Genomic DNA, 20948 nt, shown 5'->3' with positions numbered 1-20948 from the left:
CGATCAACCGCCACATCGGCAGGGGTGAGGGCGACCATGGGAGAAGCAGCCTCGTCGAAAGGGAGCCCGATGGAAATCAAGATCGGCGTGCGTTCGGTCCACCGCGAACTCGTCGTGGAAACCGACCTGACCGCCGAGCAGATCGAGGAGGAGCTGCGCAACGCCCTCGCGGCCGAGCGAGGCGTGTTCGCGATCTCCGACACGAACGGCCGCCGGGTCGTGGTGCCCGTCACCTCACTCGGTTTCGTCGAGATCGGCGAGGACGAGTCGCGCCCGGTGGGCTTCGGCGGCCTCTGACCCCACCCCTCGAAGGCCGCCCGGCCCACTCAGCGCCGCGCCACATGCGCGGCGAACCGTTCGAGCAGCATGCTCCAGCCCGCCTGGTATCCGGGCGGGCAGGCGCACCTGAACTCCGCCGACAGCCGCTCCCAGCCCCGGTGCTCCTGCTCGACCATGGTCAGCGAGGGCCCGAGGTCGACGAAGCGGATCTCCACCTCGGTCACCGCGCCGCCCTCGATCGCGCTCAGCACGCCACTGCGCGCGGTGAGCGCGGTGGCCTCCCAGGTCATCGCGAACCGCTCGGGGGGCTCCCAGACCACGATCTCGCCCCAGTCGTACTCGCCGCCGTCGTGCCACACCTCGTAGACCCGCCCGCCCAGCCTGGGCTCGACCCGGACCTCCCGGGCCAGGGTCGCGCCCAGCGACAGCGTGCGGGTGGGCCACCAGGTGCCGATCTCGCGGACGAACGCGTCGTAGACGTGCTCGCGGTCGCCCCTGACGGTGACGGCATGCCTGATCGGCGGCACCACGCCTGGATGCGGCTCAGCGGCCCCGGGAACACTCATCGCGCTCGCCGAGCAGGCAGCCGGCCGGACGGCGTGCCCGCCGGAGGTGGTCGTCGGGTCCGCGGCCGATGATCGGGCACCCCTCGCTTCCCCTGCGCAGCACCGCGCGCGTGGTCCAGCGACCAGGCCCGCATCTCGTCAAGGAACCGCCGTCTCGGCGCGAGGCCCTCATGACTCGCACGGTACCGCCGCGCGGCGCCTCCGCGCCGCCCTATCGACAGACCCGGCAGGTCCGGGACGGCTCAGGCGAGCCCCGACGATCAGGGGTGGGGGATCGAGGTCAGGGGCGGATCAGGGGCCGGGGGTCAGCCCCAGGGCGCTCATCCGCTTGCCGTGGGCCTCGGTGAGCCGGGCGAACATCCGCGAGATCTCCGCGAGGTCCTCCCCCGACGGCCCCACCAGCAGGGCCGCGAGGTCGGGCCGGGCCGCGGCGACCCGCTGCCCCTGGCTCAGCGCCTCGCCCACCATGCGCCTGGCCCACAGCGCGAGCCTGCCCGCGATCTTGGGGTTCTTGCCCAGCGCGGCCCTGACCCGCTCGACCGTGAACTCCGAGCGGCCCTCGTCGGCCAGGACCTCGTCCACCAGGCTGCTCGTCTCCGGATCCGCGTGACGGGCGGCCTCGCGGTAGAAGTCCAGCGCGATTCCCGTGCCCACATACGCCTTGACCAGGGCCTCCAGCCAGTCGCCCGGCTCGGTCTTGGCATGCCAGTCGTCCAGCGCCTCGACGAACGGGGCCATCGCCTCCTCCGGCTCGGCGCCCATCGAGGTGAGCCGGTCGCGAACCAGGCGGAAGTGGGCGTACTCGGTCGCGGCCAGGTCGCTCAGCGCGGCCCGGTCGGTCAGCGAGGGCGCGAGCCTGGCAGCGTCCTCCGCGAGGCGCCAGAAGGCGGTCAGCTCGGCGTAGGCGAGGACCCCGAGGAGATCCACGACGCCCGAAGAACTCGCGGCGAGAGGGGTTTCACTCATGGATGCAGGGTACGAGTTAAGAGGGGTTACCCCGAGACCGAAACGTGGGGAACAAACAGAAATCTGTTCTCTGTTGTGCTATCGAGTACACTGCACTGTGAAAGTGCGACCGCGCTGAGTAGATCCGTGGGCCATGCCCTCGGATGCCCCCATGTCAGTGGTGCGCAGGTCGCGTATGTATTGATGAGGGCTGGCCTTCCGCGAGGACCCCTGCCCGGGGGAATCTTACGGCCTGTGGTCCCGGCGTGGCCGCCTTCGACAGAGACTTAGGCAGGCACACGCTGACGACTTTCCGAGACCTCGGAGTCATTCCAGAGATCGCCGATGCCCTCGAGACCGAGGGCATCACGACGCCGTTTCCCGTACAGGAGATGGCCCTCCCCCTGGCCGCGAGCGGCCAGGACGTCATCGGCCAGGCTCGCACCGGCACCGGGAAGACCTACGCGTTCGGCATACCCATGCTGCAGCGCATCGGCAAGCCCCGCAAGAACCGCAAGAAGCCGCGCGGGCTGGTCGTCGTCCCCACGAGAGAGCTGGCGCTTCAGGTAACCGAGGACCTGACCACCGCCGCCGGCAAACTCGGCTCCCGCGTCCTTTCGGTGTACGGCGGGCGCGCCTACGAGCCCCAGGTGGAGGCGCTCAAGGCCGGGGTCGACGTCATCGTCGGCACCCCCGGCAGACTGCTCGACCTGGTCAAGCAGAAGCACCTCGACCTGAGCCAGGTCACCATGCTGGTCCTGGACGAGGCCGACCGCATGCTCGACCTGGGCTTCCTGCCCGACATCGAGCGCATCATCAAGCTGTTGCCGGCCGACCGGCAGACGATGCTCTTCTCGGCCACGCTGCCGGGCGAGATCGTCGCGCTGTCCCGGCGTTACCTGAACCGGCCCACCCACGTGCGGGCCGAGAACAAGGACCTTGAGTCCGACGCTCCCTCCAAGACCACGCAGTACGTCTGGCGTGTCCACCGGATGGACAAGATCGAGATCGTGGGCCGGCTCCTCCAGTGCGAGGGGCGCGGGCTGACGATGGTCTTCTGCGAGACCAAGCGCGCCTGCGACATGGTCTCCGAGCAGTTGCAGGAGCGCGGGTTCGCCGCCGCCGCCGTGCACGGCGACCTCGGCCAGGGACAGCGCGAGCAGGCGCTGCGCGCGTTCCGCAACGGCAAGATCGACGTACTGGTGGCCACCGACGTCGCCGCCCGGGGCATCGACATCGACGACGTCACCCACGTGGTCAACTACGACTGCCCGCAGGACGACAAGGCGTACGTCCACCGGATCGGCCGCACCGGCCGAGCGGGCCGTACCGGCGTCGCGGTGACCTTCGTGGAGTGGGAGGACCTCACCCGCTGGAAGGTCATCAACGGCACGCTGGGCCTCGACTTCGCCGAGCCCGAGGAGACCTACTCCACCTCGCCGCACATCTACACCGTGCTCGGCATCCCCGAGGGCACCAAGGGCATCCTGCCGCGCGAGAAGCGCTCGCGGGCGGGCCTGGCGGCCGAGGAGATCGAGGACCTGGGCGAGACCGGCCGTCCGCGCGGACGGGCCGGACGCCGCGACCGTGATCGTGATCGTGATCGTGACTCGCGGTTCCGCGACGGTCGCGACCGCGACTCCAGAGACCGCGACCGTGATTCCAGGGATTCCAGGGATTCCAGGGATTCCAGGGACTCGCGTGAGTCACGTGAGTCACGTGACGAGGAGCGCCGCTCCCGCACCCGGCAGCGCCGCCGTACCAGGGGCGGCCGGGTCATGGAGGAGGCCGCGGCCGCCGAGACGCCCGTGGTCGCCACCGATTCCTCGGTGGAGGCCGCAACGCCCGTCGCCGAGTCCGGGCCCGCCCGAGCCGACCGGGGCGCCGACAACGGCCCGCAGGGGGCGCGCACGCTGCCGGAGCACGATCTCGACGACGACCGCTTCGACCACACCGACGACGCCGGAGACATCGGCGACATCGGTGACATCGATGACACGGACGACGCGGACGACGACTACGACCACGAGGACTATGACGACTACGACGACCATGAGGACCACGAGGACTCCGGCGACTTCCCCGTCGAGTCCGTCCGCCGGGCCCCGCACGGCACCGGGCCGGACACCCCGTTCCACACCCAGGAGGTGAGTGACATGGAGTACGCCGACGCCACGAGGCGCGAACCCGAGCGCATCATCCCGGCGAGCCCCTTCACGGTGATCTTCCGGTCACCCGACCTGGCCACCGACGACGACGACATCGCGCCGTCCGCCGCGACAGAGCGCAGCACCCAGCGCCGGCGCCGTCCGGCCAGGCCGCGCGCCAACAACAACCGCCGTAACTGACGTCACCGACGACGCGAAGGGCTGTCCGCAACAAGTTGCGGACAGCCCTTCTCTCTTGTCACACGGTCACCGGACCACCATCGCGGAGTCACGGTGGACGCGATCGCGACTCCGCTGCCGCCCCGTACCACCAGCACCGGCGTAGTGGCTACGACGGTGTCGGCGCGGTCCGCGCTGGGTATTGTGGTCCCACGTGAGCACGCCGCGTTTTCTTACACTTCCGGAAGGTGTCCACCCCGGGCGGATCGAGACCGCCACGGGCGCCTTCGCCGTTCTGGAGGCGCTTCCGGTCAACGGCGTGCCGGAGCGCTGGCCCGCCGTCCTGGTGCCCGGCCTGACCGGCAGCAAGGAAGACTTCCTGGCCATCCTGCAACCGCTCGCCGAGTCGGGCCGCCGGGTGATCGCCATCGACATGCGCGGCCAGTACGAGACCGTGGGTCCCGAAGACCCCCGCGCCTACCGGTGCGCCTCGCTCGGCGACGACATCGACGCCATCGCCCAAGAGATCTCCGGCGGCGAGCCGCTGCACCTGGTCGGTCACTCCTTCGGCGGCCTGGTCACCCGCGAGACGGTGATCGACGGCCGCACCCGGTTCGCCTCCTACACGCTGATGAGCAGCGGCCCGGCCGCGATAGTCGGCCGCCGGGAGCGGATCGGCCGGATCATGATGGACGAGCTGCCCGTCCAGGGCGTGGAGCGCATCTGGACCAACCGCGTCGAGCCGGAGGCCGTCGCGGCGGGCGTGCCCGAGCACATCAGAGACTTCCTGCACAAGCGGCTGCTGGCCAACTCGGTCACCGGCCTGGCCACCATGGGCCAGGAGATCCTCACCGCGCGTGACCGCACGGAAGAGCTGGCCGAGATCCAGGTGCCCATCCTGGTGCTGTTCGGCGAAGACGACGACGGCTGGCCCCCCGACACCCAGGCCGACATGGCCGGGCGTCTCGACGCCGACTGCGTGGTCGTGCCCGGCGCGGTGCACTCCCCCGCCGTCGAGGCCCCGGCGACCACCGCGGCGGCGCTGAACCGGTTCTGGCACACCGCCGAGGCCGCCTACCGGGGGCCTTACTAGATCGCGGGGGTCGCCCGCCCGCCCGAGCGGGTCGCGCGAGAGAATCGAAGGCGATGGTCGGCGTCGAAGACATCGTGGTCCAGCCACCGCACTCGGTCACCTGGCGCATCCACGTCGATCGTGCGATGTGGGTGGGCGGCGTGCGCGGGCTGATGCTCCAGGCCCTGCATCCGCTGGCGATGCGCGGGGTGTGGCAGAACTCCGACTTCCGCACCGACCCGTTCGGACGGCTCCGCCGCACGGCCGACTTCGTCGGCCGCGTGACCTACGGCAGCCCCGAGGAGGCCGACGAGGTCGGCAGGCGCGTTCGGGGCATCCACAAGGCGCTGCGGATCAAGGACCCGGACACCGGCACGACCCACCGGGTGGACGACCCCGAGCTGCTGCTCTGGGTGCACTGCGCCGAGGTCATCTCCTACCTGGAGACGGCGCGGCGCGGCGGGCTGCGGGTCACCGACCGGCAGGCCGACCGCTACTTGGCCGAGCAGCGCCGCAGCGCCGCCTACGTGGGCCTGCACCCCGAGGACGTGCCCGGCTCGGTGGCCGAGATGGACGCCTATTTCGCCGCGATGCGCCCTTCGCTGGCCCTCACGCCGGAGGCGGCCTCGGCCGTGCGCTTCCTGATGTGGCCGCGGCTGCCGGACGACCTGCGCTACCTGTCGTTCGGGAAGCCGCTGTACTTCCCCTTCGGCGCGCTGTGCTACCTCACCCTGCCCGGCTGGGCCAGGCGCATGTACGGCGCGCTGCCGGAGGTGCCGGCGCCCGCCGTCACGGCCGCCCTGACGGCGTTCCGGTTCGCCGCCAACCAGCTCCCCGAGAAGGTGCACCACCTGGCCTTCATGCCCAGCACCCGGGCCATGCTCGCCGCCTCCCGCGTGCGCCTCACCGAGGCGGGCTACGACACCTCCCAGGGCCTGCGCGGCCTCACCGACCCGCGCCGCTGGCCGCCGGGCGTTCTCCCCTGAGTCCTGTCACGTTTCGCGAGGCCGTCTCCGTCGTATGGGCGAGCGGCGGGAAGGTCCCGGTCGCTCACCCTTGAGGAGGGACCGAACGATGCAGGCACGGATGAAGAACCCCGCCATGGTCATCCCCGAGCTGAGGGAGCACGCCATGGCGCTCGGCGCCGCCGTCCACAATTCGGGCGCGGTGCCGTCGGCCACGCTGCACCTCGTGCACCTGCGGGTGAGCCAGATCAACGGGTGCGGCGTGTGCGTGGACATGGGTACGCGCACGTCGAAGAAGGAGGGGGAGACCGACGAGCGCCTGCACGCCGTGGCCGCCTGGCGCGACACGGCGTGCTTCGACGACGGCGAGCGCGCCGCCCTGGCCCTCGCAGAGGCCGTCACCCGCATAGCCGACTCCTCGGACCCGGTGCCCGACCACGTGTGGGACGCGGCGGCCGATCACTTCGACGAGAAGGGCCTGGCCGTGCTGGTCTCCATGATCGCCATGAGCAACATGTTCAACCGGATCAGCGTCACCACCCGGCAGATCGCCGGCACCCTGCACTGAGGCCCGGGACGCGGGCCCGGGGTCGGTGGGGTCAGGTGTCGGCCAGGCCGTCCCACGGGTCGCGGCCGGTGGACACCGCCAGGCCCTCGGGGCAGTGCTTGCGGTAGTCGCACCAGGCGCAGATGGGGCCGGGGTTCGCCGGGAACAGCCCGGCGACCTCCTCGGGAACGTCGGGCGGCACGCGGACCCCGCCCTCGGCGGGCGCCGCGCCGCCCGGACGGCCCGCCTTGCCCTTGGTGATGGTCGCGGCCCAGGCGCGGTAGCGGTCGTCGGCCTCCCCCGCCTCCAGGCCGACCTCTTCGGCGCGGCGGAGATGACGGCCGAGCGACTCGTCGGTGTGCTCCCACTCGGCGACGGACCCAGTGGGCAGATGGTGCAGCTCGACCTTGTGACAAGGGCGGCGCATCACCCGGGAGGCGGCGATCGCGTAGGTGGCCAGGGCGAGCGAACCGCGCGCGTCGTCAGGGCCGAGGGGGCGGCGGCCGGTCTTGTAGTCGACGATGACCAGCTCGTCGCCGCGCCGGTCGATGCGGTCGACCCGCCCGGACAGGGCCAGCACGGAGGTGCGCGTGGCGACGGTGCGCTCGACGCCGACCGGCTCGTCGGCCGGATCGAGGGTCGAGGCGTACCCGGAGACCATCTCGCGGGCCCGGTCGCGCCAGGCCGTGGACTGCTCCTGGTCGCGGAAGCCCTCGGTGATCCACCCGTTGTCGAGCAGCAGGCCCGCCATCGGCGGGGTGCGCCGATCGTAAGGCTCGCGCCACCACGCGGCCAGCGCGTTGTGGACGCTCGCCCCCACGCTGTTGTGGGCCCAGGGCGGGCCCTTGGTCGGCGCGGGCCGGTCGAGGTAGGTGAACCGGTAGCGCCTGCGGCAGTCGAGCCAGGAGTTCAGCCGGGACGGCGTGCACGAGTAGAGCCGCCGTGGCATGCCGTCAAGCCCGAGCTGCTCCACCGCCGCCTGCCCCTCCTGGTCACCTGGTTCGCGGGCCTCACGCTACCCCGGGGCACCGACGTTTTCGGTGCGGCCGGGGCGGTGAGGTCAGTCGCCCAGGTTGAGGCGGATGCCGGAGGCGGAGGTGCCGTCGGGCAGCGGGGATTCGGCGGGCGGAGTGGCGTCGGCCTGGTTGACGAGCGAGCCGCCGATCCAGTCGTCGAAGTGACGCTCCTGCTCGCCGATGGTCGTCTCGTCGCCGTGAGACGGCAGCACCCGGGTGTCGTGGGGCAGCGTGAACAGCCGCTCGCCGATCGCGGTGAGCTGGTCGGCCAGCGCCGGGTATTCCCCGCCGAGCCTGCCCGGGCCGTCGGCCTGGAGGGTCTTGCCGGTGAAGACCACGCCCAGCTCCTCGCAGAGCAGCGAGACGCCGCCCGGCGTGATGCCCGGGGTGGAGATCACCTCAAGCTGGACCTCGGCCACGCCGAACAGGCCCTCGTCCTCCATCTCGATGTCGGGCCAGGTCTCCGACCAGGTCTCCCGCCACAGCCTGCGGTCCTTGGGATGCAGGGCCACGACGGCCTCGTCTCGGGAGGCCACCTCGATGGCCGCGCCGACGTGGTCGGCGAGCCCGTGAGTGCACACGACGGCGAGCACGTCGCGCTCGCCGACCTGCTCCATGAGCTTGTCCGCGTCGCGTGCGGGATCGATGACGATGACCTCGTCGTCGTCACCCAGGATGTAGGTGTTGTTCGTCACCTTGTGCTCGACGCCGTCGACGTCGACGACGCCCTCGGTCACCACTTTCTCGATACGCGCAGTCACGGGGGAGACCCTATCCCGTCCGGATGAGAGAACACAGCGTTCACGCGCTCTCCCAGGCGATTCAAAGCCGTCCGTGCCCGGATCAGGCGCCCTCGTCGTCCGGCAGGCGCGGCGAGAACGCCCCGTACGGCAGGTCGAGGTCCTGGTCGTTCTCCCGCAGGTCGCGCAGGGTCAGCTCGGCCAGCGCGATCAGGCAGCCCGCCTCGGCGGGCCAGGCGATCGTCCACAGCCAGTTGCCCAGCGCCTCCCCCGCGTACACGGCCCGGTCGGAGGCGGCCGGCACGCACCACAGGGGCGTCGGGTGCCCGAAGATGTCGATCTTGGCGTGCGGGGGGCCTTCGTCGAAGCCCTGCCCCGGGTCGGGACCGTCGAGCCCGGCGAACCCCGCGCCCACGCCCACGCCCGGCTCCTCCGCCACGACGAGCAGGTCCGCCGGGCCGTGCGTCACGGACGGCCCGCACAGCGCCGTCACGCTCGCCCGCGTGCCGGTGCGCTCGTCGCCCGCCTCGGCGAACCCCGTCACCAGCCAGCCGGACGGCAGCGGCCAGGGCACCCACACCGGGACGCCCGCGATCCTGCGAACCGCCTCCAGGGCGGCGCGCGATGGCTGCCTGGGCGGTTGCAGCGGCGTCACGTCCCCGTGGGTGGGACAGCGCCACGCACTGGACCAGGCGCTCGGTGGCCGGAGGCTGCCATGGCAACGCGGGCAGATGGGCGTGGCTCTCACGTTTTCTCACGCTGCGTCTTAACCGCCCCGTTCGTCAAGAGTCAGACCCGTTATCCGGCCGTAATCTTGCATATATGCGGGTGAACTGTGTGGGTGCCGTCGTCTTCGACGGCGACCGGATGCTCCTGATACGGCGGGGCCGCCCGCCGGGAGAGGGCCTATGGTCCCTCCCCGGCGGCAGGATCGAGCCCGGCGAGACCGACCACCAGGCGCTCGCCCGCGAACTCCTGGAGGAGACCGGCCTGCGCGTCACCGTCGGCGGGCTCGCCGGAGAGGTCGAACGCCCCGGCGCCCCCGGCGTCGTCTACGTGATCCGCGACTACCTGGCCACCCCTTCCGGAGGCACCGCCCTCACGCCTGGCGACGACGCCGCCGACGCCCGCTGGGTGCCGGTGGCCGACCTGGGCCTCCTCCCCCTGACGGACGGCCTGCTCGACGCCCTACGGGAGTGGGGACTCATCGATGGAAGCCGGTACGCCACAGGGTGAGGTGATCCGCGCTGTAGGTGGTGGACCGGCCCACGGCGACCACGTCACCCTTCATGACCGCGACCGCCCTGAGCCACTGCGCCCCCGCGCCGCCCAGGCCCTCCTGGGTGAGCGACTGGCGCTGCCACTCCAGGCCGTCCGAGGAGGTCCAGGCGGCGCTGTCGCTCTCCGCCGACGCTCCGTGCCAGCCGACCGCGACGATGCCGCCGCCGTCGTCGTCCTCGGGCGAGGCGGCCAGGTCCTGGACGGCGGCGGCCTGGTCGGCGGGCAGCCAGCCGTACTCCCAGGACCCTCCGTTGTCGGTGGAGACGGCGGCGAAGGCGCGGCGCCCGCCGTCCGTCCTGGCGTCGCCGACGGCGACGATCCGGTCGCCCACCGCGACCACGTGCCGCAGCCCGGCGGATGACGAGTCCGGCGGGGTGACCCGCTTGCGGGCCGTCCAGTTGAGGCCGTCCTCCGACACCCACACGACGCCGCTCTCGTGACGGGCCGCCCCCGCGCCGCCTACCGCGACGAATCCCTCAGAAGTGGCGGTCACGTCGTGGATGCGGACCCCCGCCCCGCCCGCGGGCAGCTTCGCCGAGCGGGCGTAGCGGCGCAGGTCGGAGGTGAACCACATGACGGGGGTCACGCCGCCCGGCCCCCTGTCCTCGCCTACGAGCACATAGCCCGCGCCCTTGCCGGACTCGACCTTGGAGGCCGCCACGGCGTGCGGGGCCAGGTAGTAGTGGCCGTCGGCCAGCGCCAGCGGCCCGTTCACCGGGACGCGCCGCCAGGAGGTGCCCTCACCCGAGGTCACCACCAGCGGCTCTGTGGACGACGCGTCGCGCATGGTGTCGCCGACCGCGATCCAGCCCTTGCGGCCGTAGGCGACGTCGCCCAGCGACTGGCGATGGGCCCCGCCGAGGATCTCCACGGGTCCGGCGCCCGACCAGGTCTGGCCGTCGCGGCTGGTCCAGATCGCCGCGTCGCCGGCGGCGGCGCCGACCGTGACGAACGTGCCGTTCGCCGCACCCAGCCCGTTCGTCGCCCTCGCGACCCTCGTCAGGCCCTCGATGTCGCCGAGCGCCACCGGGACGGCGGCGCTGCCCTTGGCCGCGGTCATCAGCACGAGCTGGTTGTCCACGTCGGCGGCGGCCCGCTTGTCGCCGCCGACCACCAGCGTGCCCGACTCGGACACGCTGAGCGCCCGCAGCGTGCCGGGCACCTCGCCGAGGTCGGTGCCCTTGGCCCAGCTCTTGCCGTCCTTGCTGTTGTAGACGGCGTAACGCTCCCAGCCGACCCGGGCGACGGCCGCGACACCCGCCGCCGAGGAGGCGATCCCGGTGACGCCGGTGCTGTCTCGTGGCAGGCCCTTGATGGAGCCGCAGGCGTCCCACTTCGCGCCGTCGGAGGAGCAGTGGACGCGCACGTCACCGGCGTCGGTGCGCTGGCGGGTGGGGACCACCACGAATCCGCCGGGCGCCACCGCGAGCGCGCCGGGCCTCGGGGTCACGCCGGACAGCGCGGCCTCCGCCCGCTTCCAGGTGCGCCCGCCGTCGGCCGAGCGCAGCACCACGGACGTGGCCCCGCCCGAGGGCGCGTCGGCCAGCGCCACCACGTCGTCGCCCTTGGCCACGACGGCCTTGATGCCGCGCACCTCCTGCGAGCTGCCGACGTCGGCGCCGGGCACGCGGTCCCAGGTGCGGCCGTCGGGGGACAGCCAGACGATCGGGCCCGCCGTGCCGTCGTCCAGGACGGTCGCGCCCACGGCCACGAACCCGGCCTTGGTACGGGCGATGTCGGCGATCCTGTCACCGCCCCGGAACGCCGTCAGCCCGGCGGGTTCCACGGCGCTCCAGCCGAAGCCGTCCGTGCTCGTCCACATGCCACGGCCGGAGGTCCCGGCGTCCTGGCCCGCGACGGGGTAGCCCTGTGAAGCGTCGCCGACGGCCAGCCACCGGCCGTCACCGCCCGCGACGCTGCCGACCGTGCTCGGCCCGGCCTCGTACCCGCCCTGGCCCGAGACGCTGCCGAGCTGCCAGGACTTGCCGCCGTCGCGCGACATCAGGAACAGCGGGCGGGGCACCGGGCTGGTGGTGTCGCTACCGGCCGCCACGATGGTGTCGCCGACGGAGGCGACGGCGTTGAGGACCTGACTCGAACCGGCGCCTCCCGCCGGGACGGTGAACACCGAGTCCCCCGACCCGCCGTCGCCGTCGGCGAGCCGCAGGCCGGTGCTGACGGGGCTGCCCACCCACTGCCAGACCACCACCCCGGCGCCGATGGCGGCGGCGATCACGACGATCAGCAGGACGGGGGTGAGCAACCGGCGTCCACCACTGCGCCTGCGCATGGGAGTGGACCGCCGCGTCGCGGACGGCGGATGAGTCCCTTGCCCGCCGTCCCCCTGGTGCCCGGGCTTCCGCGCCGCCCCCTGCGCCACCAGCCGATCCGGCCGCGCCGGCCTCCCTCCCGGAGGCCGCCCCACCCGATGCACCGGCTCATGCGCACTGCTGTCCGGCCTCCCAACATCCCCCCACCGAACCCCGGTCGCCCCGGCCCCGCCGTCCCCCTCCAACCCATCGGCGGACGGTGACCAGGCACCGGGAGATCCGGCACCGCCGTCCGCCTCCAGTGGCCATGGGCCGCTGTTGGGCGCGGCCGGAGGTGTACCCATGTGCGGGGGGTGCGGGCCGGGAGGGGCGACGCTACTGTCATCGCCCTCCGGCAGCCAGGGGGCGGGAGGGGCGGTGCCGCCGGCATCGCTCTCCGGCGGCCAGGGGGCGGGGGATGCGGGGGCGTCGTGGTCTGTGGCCGGTGGCGTGGAGGGGGCGCTGGCTGGGTCTTGTGGGTGTGGGGGGTCCGGCCAGACTCGGGGGCGGGGGTAGGGCTTGGTGTCGGCGGAGTCTTCGGGGGGTGGCTGGGGGACGGGGCCGTAGGGCTGGCGGCCGGCGTGGCGGCCCTTGGAGGGGCGGTTGGACGGCTTGCGTGGCGGGCCTGTGGCGACCAGTTTGTCGGGGCGGTCGGCGATGCGCCTGGGCGGGCCGGGCGGGCTCTCTGGCGTTCCGGGCGCCGATAAGGGATTCGACCGTTCCTCCCCCGGGGCGCTGCCGTCGCCCTGGGAGCCCGAAGCGTGCCGTCCGGGACCCTGTGGAGTCCCGGCGCCCTCCGGCCCCCCAGCGTCGCCCTGAGGGGCTTCTGGCGCCGGTCCCGCTCCGTGGCGGGGCTGCCGCGCGTACGGCTGGCCGTAAGGGCGGCGGCGCGACGCCGACGATGGCGGCGACTGCGGGCGTTCGCCCTCGGGCGGCGGGTCTTCGGAGATCGGCGCCGAGAAGGGCGGCATCCCCCATGGGGAGGCCAGGGGCGTGCCCACCGAGCCGTCGCCGGGCGGCCCCGGTGGCGTGTGCTGAAGCGCGGGCGGCCGGTGGGGCTCCTGTGACGGCTGCGGCGGCGCGGAGGATTCCTCCTGGGCGCCTTCGTCGTCAACCGGCCGGTTTCGTGAGCGCGGGTCGTGGGGGCCCGAGGCCACGCTCAGCACCTCCTCGTCGGGGCTTGCACGTTCGTATCTCCCAAACCTGGCGGCGTCGCCGATCCCTTTCCAGGCCGGAGTATCACATACGGACCGTTCCACAGGTCGGCTCCCGAAATGCCGACATGAGCGGCAAATTTGGATTCTTCAACCCATACCCGGCCCGTCGCGACGATCACCTCCCGCTCGCGTCCGCCCGCCCTGCGCGGTGTCTCATCCACACCAGGGCAACACGGCGGACTCGCTCTGGCGAGACCTCTCTAGTCAGATTTTTTCGCGGCCGGTGGCTTTTAATCGTCCTTGTGAGGCTTTGTCACATATTTACCGGGAGTGGCGGCGATTTATCTCCGGCTGGAGACGTCGTCTCGACCCCCCGCCGCCGCGCCAGCACGAGCACCACGATCACGAAGACGGCGAGCTGCACCGCGGTGCCCATCAGGGACTGCCACCCGACCGCGCCCTGGCGCAGCGCGTCGTTCAGCGTCCCGGCCGCCGAGCTGAGCCCGAACCCCAGCACGTTGTTGATCACATGCAGCGCGATGGGGGCCTCCAACCCGCCGGTGCGCACCGCCAGCCATCCCGTCACCGCGCCGAACGCGAAGACGTCGAGGATGCCCCAGCCGGTGTAGTTGTGCAGGGCCGTGAACCCGGCCGCGCCGACCAGGATGCCCGGCCACGGCGTGCGCACGAACGCGCCGAACGCCTGGATCACCCAGCCCCGGAACAGGTACTCCTCGCTGGCGGCCTGCAGTGGCACCAGCAGCAGGGTGATGGCCAGCCCGGTCACGGCGGTGTCCCAACGGGCCCAGCCGACCCCGCCCGAGACGTCTTCACCGGTCAACGCGTAGATGATGGTGGAGGCGATCTGGCCGAGCACCCACGCGCCGAGCGCGACCGGCACGCAGAGCATCATCCAGCGCCACCGCAGGCGCCCGACCACGGACGAGAGCGTGCCCGGCGGCCTGCGCTGGATCAGCCACGCCACCCCGAGGACCACGGGAAGCGCGGCGCCGATCGACAGCAGGGTGACGACCAGGGAGACCATCGGGTCGGCGAACAGGGTGTCCACCCGCGGCGTCATGTTGAAGCCGAGAAGGCCGCCGACCACCATGCCGCCGAACAGCACGACGAAGGTGACGAGCAGGTAGCCCGCCGCGACCAGGACGCTGCCGAGGACCGGCCGCCACCAGCGGTGCAGCGGGGTCCGCGCCAGGTGGTCGTAGGTCAGGCCGGGCTCCGGGCCCACCGTCCAGGGCTGAGGCGGCGGAGGCGTGCCGTACATATGCTCCGGCGGATATGGACCACCCGCGGCCGAACCGTGGACGCCGTTGATCCCGCCGGCGTTGTACGGCCCCGGCCCCGGAAAAGGACCGGCGCCCGGGTAGACGGACGGAGGCGGCCAGGCGGGCGATCCGCCCGCCGCCCGGCCGGCGTCACCGGGACGAGGGGTTCCGGGGCGCGAGGGGTCGCCGGGTGGCTCGGGACCGCCTTGCCGGGCAGGACTGTCCGGCCGGGTCTCGGGACGGTCTTCTTCGCACATGTCTTCCATTCTTCCCCGCCACTGGCTGTGCGTATTTGTTCATAGACGCCACCGGCGATCCTCGCCGACGCTCGGTACCGGACATTCCACGGACTGCTTGGAGAGAAGCCATGGCAAGGCTGGGACCGGCGCTGACGCTGGCGGCAGGGGGGCTCGTCGCCGCGACGCTCGGTGTCCTCAGCGTCTCGGCGGCCTCCTCGGCGGGCGCTCCGCACGCCGCGCGGGCGGAGACGCAGAGCGCCGAGGCGACCACGGGGGCGACCCCGCCCAAGGCGGTCAAGACCGCACGGCAGGCGCCCGCCCGCGCCGACTACGCGGGACGCGTCAAGGGCAACGGCGGGCTGATCGCCGTCTCGGTCCGGGGCGGCAAGGTGATCGCCTACTTCTGCGACGGCAAGGCCGAGGCCTGGTTCACCGGGCGCGCCGGGGACGGCGAGGTGACCCTCAAGGGCTTCGGCGAGGCCACCGTGTCCACGCGGCTCGGCGACGGCAAGGCATCGGGCGAGCTGGCCATCGGCGGCAAGACGTGGGACTTCACCGCGCCGGTCGCCAAGAAGCCCTCCGGGCTCTACCGGGCCAGCGCGATCGTGCGCGGCGCGCGGGTCAAGGCGGGCTGGATCGTGCTCGCCGACGGCACCCAGACGGGCGCCGCCCGGCTGGACGACCGGCCGGTGGAGGCTCCGGTGCTCACCCCGGGCACCGATCCCACGATCGAAGGAACCCGGGTGGACGCCAAGGACGTGGACGAGTTCATCGGAGAAATGCCATGAACCTATCCCAGCGACACGACCCCGACCAGGACCCGACGAGTTCGTGGACCGTCCCGCTCGGCCGGGACAGGGCGGCGGGCGCCATCCGGAGCGAGGCTCCGATCCCGGAGCCGGGCCCCCAACCGAGCCCTCAACCGAGCCCTCAACTGGGCCCCCAGCCGGGAGCGCGACCGGGAGCGCGGGCGCTGCTGGTCCCGCTGCTGGCGGGGGGCCTGCTGGCCCTGGCGCTCGGCGTCTACGGGCGGCTGCACACGCCGACCGGCTTCGCCGTCGGTCCCGCCGGGTTCTCCGGGCCGCTGGCGATGAAGGCGTGGTTCACCACGGGCGCGTTCGTGGGGGCGCTGGTCCAGGTGGGATCGGCCCTCGTCATGTACGGCAGGCTGCCCGTGGCCCGCCCGCCGTCCTGGATCGGCGGCCTGCACCGCTGGTCGGGACGGGTGGCGTTCCTGCTCACGATCCCGGTGGCCTTCCACTGCCTGTACGCGCTCGGCCTGCAGTACGACGTGGCCCGCGTGCTGGTCCATTCGCTGCTCGGCTGCTTCTTCTACGGCGTGTTCACCGCGAAGATGCTCGCACTGCCCAAACCGGACGTGCCCGGGTGGGGCCTGCCCGTGCTCGGCGGCCTGGCGTTCACGGCCCTGGTGGGCCTGTGGCTGACCTCGTCACTGTGGTTCTTCACGGTGATGGGCGTGAAGTTCTGACCCGCCGGGACGCGGGTCAGCTCGGGGGCGTGAAGGCGGTGGTCCGCCGCAGCCCGGCGGCCCGCCCCTTGGCGGCCACCACGATCGCCATCTTGCGCGACGCCTCGTCGATCATCTCGTCGCCGAGCATGACGGCCCCGCGCCGTTCGACCGTCGTGTGGTACTCGTACGCGTCGAGGATCAGCTCGGCCTGGTCGTAGTCGGCCTGGGTCGGGGAGAACACCTCGTTGGCGGCCTCGACCTGCGTGGGGTGCAGCACCCACTTGCCGTCGAAGCCGAGCGCCGCCGCCCGGCCGGCGACCCTGCGGAAGCCGTCGAGGTCCTTGATCTGGAGGTAGGGGCCGTCGATGGCCTGCAGGTCGTGGGTCCTGGCGGCCATCAGGATGCGCATCAGGATGTAGTGGTACGCGTCGCCCTCGGTGTATCCGGGGGGCTGCTCGCCGACGACCAGAGTGCGCATGTTGATCGAGGCCATGAAGTCGGCGGGGCCGAAGACGAGCGTCTCCAGCCGGGGCGACGCTCCGGCGATGGCGTCCACGTTGACCAGGCCCCTGGCGTCCTCGATCTGGGCCTCGACGCCGATCCGGCCGACCGGCAGACCGTTGGCCCGCTCGATCTGGGTGAGCAGGGTGTCGATCCACATGACGTGGGAGGCGTCCTGCACCTTGGGCAGCATGACGCAGTCGAGCGCGTCGCCCGCGCCCTCGACGATGTCGATCACGTCGCGGTAGGTCCACTGGGTGCTGAGGTCGTTGACCCGCACCGCCATCGTCTTGCCCGTCCAGTCGCCCTCGCGGAGCGCGGCCACGACGTTGCGCCTGGCCTCCTCCTTGGCCGAGGGGGCCACGGAGTCCTCCAGGTCGAGGAACGCCTCGTCGACGTCCAGAGTCTGGGCCTTCTCCAAAAATCTGGGGTTGCTGCCGGGTACGGCGAGGCAGGAACGTCGCGATCGCATGGGCACACCGTAGCGGGCGGCGTTTGCGTGGTCATGGGGCGGCCCGCAACGCGGGCCGCAACGAGAGCCGCGCAAGTAGGGCCGCCACAAAGGGGAGGCGTCGAGTTTGGCGCACCCCTCGTACCGCTTACGAATGCTATGTCCGAATATGGGATGGCCAAGCGACGACTTTAGGGAGCATCACATGGCAAACGTCTCGGCCGCGAACAGGACCGCCGTACTGACGGACCTTCTTCCCGGCACGTGGGTGCGCGACGGCGCGCTGGTGGCGGGCGCGGCCCTGCTGACCGGTATCGCCGCCCAGGTGAGCATCCCACTGCCCGGCACGCTCGTGCCGTTCACCCTGCAGACTTTCGCGGTGCTGCTGTCGGCGGCGGCGCTCGGACCGGTGCGGGCGGCCCTCGGCATGTTGCTGTACCTGGGGCTGGGCCAGGCGGGCCTGCCCTGGTTCGCGCCCGACGGCGGTAACGCGACCGTCGGATACATCGTGGGCTTCGTGGTGGCGGGCGCGGTGACCGGAGCGCTGGCGCGCCGGGGCGGCGACCGTACCCCGTTGCGGACCTTCGGCACGATCGCCCTCGGCACCGTGCTCATCTACGTGACGGCCGTGCCGTGGCTGATGGTCGCCACCGGCGCGAGCCTGGGCGCGGCGCTCGCGGGCGGCGTGGTGCCGTTCATCCTGGGCGACACCCTCAAGGCGCTGGCCGCGGCCGGGCTGCTGCCCGCGGCATGGAAGCTCGTCGAGCGGCGCGACCAGGACCGCTGAACGACCCGCTCGGCCGATCCGCCGAAGGCCCGCCGAAGGCCAGGCGAACGGCCCGCGAACGGCCGCTGAACCTTCTCGATCGGCGCTTCCCACGGGGAGCGCCGATCGCGCGTCACCCCCGATCCATCAGGGAAAGCCCCTAAAGTAGCTGCAAAGCGATCCTTACCGGGGCTTAACAGAGTTGATGGCATAGTTCATGGAGGGCGGGGTTCATCTCGCCCGCGCACTACGGGGGGGAAACCGGACATGCGCGTCCTGATCGTTCCCGCCAACGACGGCGAGGCCGAACTGGCCGACATGCTGGCCGAAGGACTGCGGGAAGAAGGCATCTCGACCGACGTCGCCCGTGAGGCGGCCGGAGACGGCGACCGGTTGCTCAAGGCGGCGCACACGTACGACACCGTGATCGTGGAACGCGACACACCCGCGCTGGCCGCGGACCGCACCCGCGATCTGCTGACCGAGGCACCGGCCCGGGTGCTGCTCATCGAGGCCCCGGGCAGCACCCGACCACCGCTCAAGGCCGACGCATACCTGTCCAAGCCGTACACGTATCCGGAACTGCTCACGCACGTACTCGCGCTGGGCGTGGCGGGCGGGCATAAAGTCGGTCTGTGAGCCTGTCACAGAACACCCCCCACGCACCCGAGCAGGCCCCTCCCACCCTCGCCCTGATCGAGGAGGGGGCCAAGAAGTCCGGCGTCCTGTGGCTGACGCTGGACGGCCGGGCCCGGCTGGCCTGGCACGCCTGGCACGACGGCGCGATCTACGTGGTCGCGGGCGGCGCCGAACAGGAGCTGCCCGGCCTCGGCGACACTCCGTCGGTCCGCGTCACCTTGCGCAGCAAGGACAAGGGCGGCGAACTGGCGGCCTTCGACGCCACCGTCGAGGCCGTCGACCAGACCGGCCCCGAAGCCGTCCCCGCGATCGAAGCCCTGGCCAAGGAACGCCTGAACGCCCCGGACGGCGCCGGGATGACGGGACGCTGGGCCACCGAATCTCGCGTCTTCCGCCTCGTCCCCGACCTGCCGTAGGCCGTTCGGAGCCCGTCAGACCGGGGTCGGAGACGGGTCCTTCCGCGCGGGGACGGGCGGTTCGTGGGTGGGCAGGCCCGCGGTGGCCTGCTGGGCCAGCAGGGCGCCGGCGATCACGATCACGCCGCCGATGATCTGGTAGGGGCCGAGGGCCTCGCCGATCAGGATCCAGGCGATGACCGCGCCCGCGATGACCTCCAGGGAGGAGACCGTCGAGCCGACCGCGGCCGACAGGCGGCGGACGGCGGTCACGCCCGCGATGTAGGCGATTACGGTCGCCACCACGATCAGCCAGGCGGCGGCCAGCAGCGCGGGCAGCGTGTTCCCGCCGAGGGTGGCGGAGCGCTCGAAGGCGGACCAGTCCATGTTCCACGGCCTGGCCAGCGGGGCGAGGACGACCGCCGCGCCCGCCAGGCCCCAGGCGATCAGGCCGAGCGGGTCCACGTCGTCGCCGAAGCTGTCGCTGAGCAGGAAGTAGCCCGCGCAGCAGGCCGCCGCGCCGGCGGCGAAGAGCAGGCCGAGGCCGTCCAGGACCATGCCCTGCCACACCTCGACCACGACGCACAGCCCGGCGAAGGCCACCACGGCACCGATGTAGGCCGAGCGCGGTACGCGGACCCGCCGTACGAACCGGACCCACAGCACGACCAGGACCGGCGCGGTGAACTCGAAGAGCAGCGCCACGCCCACCGGCAGCCGCGTGATCGCCTGGAAGAACAGCACCTGCACGCCCGCGACGGCGACCACGGCGTAGGCGACGATCAATGGCAGCCGCCGCCGGGGAATGCGCAGCGCGCGGGGCCGGACCAGCGCCAGCACGACGAGCATCAGCACTCCGGCGCCCGCCATCCGCACCCAGACGGCCTCGTTCGAGCTCAGTCCCGCCTCGCCGAGGAACTTGGCCATCGCCCCCGAGAAGCCGAAGCACCAAGACGCCAGAACCGCGATGGCGAGGCCCGCCTTCTTCACGTTCGCTCCTTTGCGCGCACCCTGAGCCCATCGGCCGGCGTGTAACGAGCAAACCGGTCGATTGATGCTGTCATATCTGGTCAGCCCAGTGCAATCCCCGCAACTTCTCCGGATTCCGCACCAGCCAGATCGCGCTGATCTTGCCGTCCTCCAGGTCGAACGCCACCACGGAGTCCACGCTCCCGCCGAGCCCCAGCACCACGCCGAGCTGCCCGTTGACCCGGGCGAACCGCATGCTCAGCTCCTCCTCTTTGGACAGCACGGCCACGAGCCACCGGGCGATCTTGTCCGCGCCGTGGATGGGCCGCAGGGCCGCGCGGACCTTGCCGCCGCCGTCGGTCCAGGTGGTCACTTCGGGGGCCAGCAGCGTCATCATGGCGTTGATGTCACCGCCGGTGGCCGCCGCGACGAACCGCTCGGTGACCCGCCGCCGCTCCTCGTCGGACGCCGGATATCTCGGACGCCGCTCCTGCACGTGGGTACGAGCGCGGTGCCCGACCTGACGCACCGCCGCCTCGGTACGGTCGACCGCCTCCCCGATCTCGGAGTAGCTGAAGCCGAACGCCTCCTTCAGCACGAACACCGCCCGCTCCAGCGGCGACAGGCTCTCCAGCACGACCAGCACGGCCATCGAGACCGACTCGCTCGACTCCAGGCCGTCGGCCGCGTCGGGCGAGGACACCAGCGGCTCGGGCAACCACGGACCGACATAGGACTCCCGCTGCACCGCCGCCGAGCGCAGGCGGTTGATGGAGAGGTTCGTCACGGTCCTGGCCAGGTACGCCCGGGGGTTGTCCACCGGGTCGTCCACGTCGTTCCAGCGCAACCACGCGTCCTGGAGGATGTCCTCAGCGTCGGCGACGCTTCCCAGCATGCGGTAGGCGATGCCGAAGAGCATGCCCCGATGCTCTTCGAAGATCGCGGTACTGTCCGTCACTTTCGCGAGCGTACCGCCACCAGGCAAAGAATCCTTTAGCGCGGCAGTGGCCCGGCAGTCCGGGGGATGCCC

At 72.1% G+C, this 20948-nt stretch carries 21 protein-coding genes; 11 read left to right on the top strand and 10 right to left on the bottom strand.

Features of this window, described 5'->3' with window-relative positions:
- Positions 1–69: 69 nt before the first annotated feature.
- Positions 70–297, top strand: a complete 228-nt coding sequence (locus P3X83_RS23085) for a DUF3107 domain-containing protein (protein WP_277307259.1) — start codon at positions 70–72, stop codon at positions 295–297.
- A 29-nt stretch (positions 298–326) separates the two neighbouring features.
- Here P3X83_RS23085 and P3X83_RS23080 read toward each other — a convergent pair whose 3' ends face one another.
- Positions 327–845: an SRPBCC domain-containing protein gene (locus P3X83_RS23080; protein WP_277307258.1), complete on the bottom strand. Its 519-nt coding sequence runs from the start codon at positions 843–845 to the stop codon at positions 327–329.
- 291 nt (positions 846–1136) lie between these two features.
- On the bottom strand, positions 1137–1811 hold the full coding sequence (locus P3X83_RS23075) for a ferritin-like fold-containing protein (RefSeq protein WP_277307257.1): 675 nt from the start codon (positions 1809–1811) through the stop codon (positions 1137–1139).
- A 371-nt stretch (positions 1812–2182) separates the two neighbouring features.
- Here P3X83_RS23075 and P3X83_RS23070 point away from each other — a divergent pair, with 371 nt between their 5' ends.
- From P3X83_RS23070 to P3X83_RS23055, 4 genes are all read left to right on the top strand, one after another.
- Entirely contained in the window at positions 2183–4138 is a 1956-nt protein-coding gene (locus tag P3X83_RS23070) for a DEAD/DEAH box helicase (RefSeq protein ID WP_277307256.1), read from the top strand.
- Positions 4139–4331: 193 nt separating this feature from the next.
- Complete coding sequence (locus tag P3X83_RS23065) at positions 4332–5210, top strand: alpha/beta hydrolase (RefSeq protein WP_277307255.1); 879 nt, start codon at positions 4332–4334, stop codon at positions 5208–5210.
- A 53-nt stretch (positions 5211–5263) separates the two neighbouring features.
- Entirely contained in the window at positions 5264–6175 is a 912-nt protein-coding gene (locus tag P3X83_RS23060; protein WP_277307254.1) for an oxygenase MpaB family protein, read from the top strand.
- An 88-nt stretch (positions 6176–6263) separates the two neighbouring features.
- On the top strand, positions 6264–6722 hold the full coding sequence (locus P3X83_RS23055; RefSeq protein WP_277307253.1) for a carboxymuconolactone decarboxylase family protein: 459 nt from the start codon (positions 6264–6266) through the stop codon (positions 6720–6722).
- A gap of 31 nt (positions 6723–6753) precedes the next feature.
- On the opposite strand, the gene P3X83_RS23050 is transcribed toward P3X83_RS23055, so the two are convergent.
- The 3 genes from P3X83_RS23050 to P3X83_RS23040 form a co-directional block, all read right to left on the bottom strand.
- The gene (locus P3X83_RS23050) at positions 6754–7674 is read right to left on the bottom strand and encodes a PD-(D/E)XK nuclease family protein (protein ID WP_277307252.1); all 921 of its coding nucleotides are present in this window, start codon (positions 7672–7674) and stop codon (positions 6754–6756) included.
- 87 nt (positions 7675–7761) lie between these two features.
- On the bottom strand, positions 7762–8478 hold the full coding sequence (locus P3X83_RS23045) for an MBL fold metallo-hydrolase (RefSeq protein ID WP_277307251.1): 717 nt from the start codon (positions 8476–8478) through the stop codon (positions 7762–7764).
- An 82-nt stretch (positions 8479–8560) separates the two neighbouring features.
- A complete protein-coding gene (locus P3X83_RS23040; RefSeq protein WP_277307250.1) occupies positions 8561–9205 on the bottom strand; it encodes a DUF6758 family protein in 645 nt (214 codons plus the stop codon).
- Between the two features lie 74 nt (positions 9206–9279).
- Between P3X83_RS23040 and P3X83_RS23035 the strand changes: the two genes are divergently transcribed.
- Complete coding sequence (locus P3X83_RS23035) at positions 9280–9693, top strand: NUDIX hydrolase (protein ID WP_277307249.1); 414 nt, start codon at positions 9280–9282, stop codon at positions 9691–9693.
- Here P3X83_RS23035 and P3X83_RS23030 read toward each other — a convergent pair.
- Together P3X83_RS23030 and P3X83_RS23025 are read right to left on the bottom strand one after the other, a co-directional pair.
- The gene (locus tag P3X83_RS23030; protein ID WP_277307248.1) at positions 9662–12001 is read right to left on the bottom strand and encodes an exo-alpha-sialidase; all 2340 of its coding nucleotides are present in this window, start codon (positions 11999–12001) and stop codon (positions 9662–9664) included. The genes P3X83_RS23035 and P3X83_RS23030 overlap by 32 nt on opposite strands.
- 1516 nt (positions 12002–13517) lie before the next feature.
- Positions 13518–14450, bottom strand: a complete 933-nt coding sequence (locus P3X83_RS23025) for a type II CAAX endopeptidase family protein (protein WP_277307247.1) — start codon at positions 14448–14450, stop codon at positions 13518–13520.
- 404 nt (positions 14451–14854) lie between these two features.
- Here P3X83_RS23025 and P3X83_RS23020 point away from each other — a divergent pair, with 404 nt between their 5' ends.
- Together P3X83_RS23020 and P3X83_RS23015 are read left to right on the top strand one after the other, a co-directional pair.
- Positions 14855–15514 (top strand): hypothetical protein, encoded by a 660-nt coding sequence (locus P3X83_RS23020; RefSeq protein WP_277307246.1) that lies wholly within the window; start codon positions 14855–14857, stop codon positions 15512–15514.
- Entirely contained in the window at positions 15511–16215 is a 705-nt protein-coding gene (locus P3X83_RS23015; protein ID WP_277307245.1) for a DUF6529 family protein, read from the top strand. Before P3X83_RS23020 ends, P3X83_RS23015 begins: the two co-directional genes overlap by 4 nt.
- Before the next feature lie 16 nt (positions 16216–16231).
- Here the strand turns inward: P3X83_RS23015 and P3X83_RS23010 are convergent, their stop codons facing one another.
- Positions 16232–17170, bottom strand: a complete 939-nt coding sequence (locus P3X83_RS23010) for a CoA ester lyase (RefSeq protein WP_277307244.1) — start codon at positions 17168–17170, stop codon at positions 16232–16234.
- A gap of 184 nt (positions 17171–17354) precedes the next feature.
- Between P3X83_RS23010 and P3X83_RS23005 the strand changes: the two genes are divergently transcribed.
- The 3 genes from P3X83_RS23005 (at position 17355) to P3X83_RS22995 (ending at position 18970) form a co-directional block, all read left to right on the top strand.
- Positions 17355–17936, top strand: coding sequence for a biotin transporter BioY (locus tag P3X83_RS23005; RefSeq protein ID WP_277307243.1), 582 nt, complete (start codon positions 17355–17357; stop codon positions 17934–17936).
- A 246-nt stretch (positions 17937–18182) separates the two neighbouring features.
- The gene (locus tag P3X83_RS23000; RefSeq protein ID WP_277307242.1) at positions 18183–18554 is read left to right on the top strand and encodes a hypothetical protein; all 372 of its coding nucleotides are present in this window, start codon (positions 18183–18185) and stop codon (positions 18552–18554) included.
- Entirely contained in the window at positions 18551–18970 is a 420-nt protein-coding gene (locus P3X83_RS22995) for a hypothetical protein (protein ID WP_277307241.1), read from the top strand. The genes P3X83_RS23000 and P3X83_RS22995 overlap by 4 nt, the downstream gene beginning before the upstream one ends.
- Before the next feature lie 15 nt (positions 18971–18985).
- On the opposite strand, the gene P3X83_RS22990 is transcribed toward P3X83_RS22995, so the two are convergent.
- Both P3X83_RS22990 and P3X83_RS22985 read right to left on the bottom strand, forming a co-directional pair.
- Positions 18986–19939, bottom strand: coding sequence for a DMT family transporter (locus P3X83_RS22990; RefSeq protein ID WP_277307240.1), 954 nt, complete (start codon positions 19937–19939; stop codon positions 18986–18988).
- A gap of 70 nt (positions 19940–20009) precedes the next feature.
- Complete coding sequence (locus P3X83_RS22985; protein WP_277307239.1) at positions 20010–20876, bottom strand: sigma-70 family RNA polymerase sigma factor; 867 nt, start codon at positions 20874–20876, stop codon at positions 20010–20012.
- Between the last annotated feature and the right edge of the window lie 72 nt (positions 20877–20948).

It is taken from the genome of Spongiactinospora sp. TRM90649, assembly GCF_029382225.1.
Classification (GTDB): domain Bacteria; phylum Actinomycetota; class Actinomycetes; order Streptosporangiales; family Streptosporangiaceae; genus Spongiactinospora.
The sequence above is the reverse complement of the archived record's forward strand: the minus strand, read 5'-3'. Positions and strand labels throughout refer to the sequence as shown.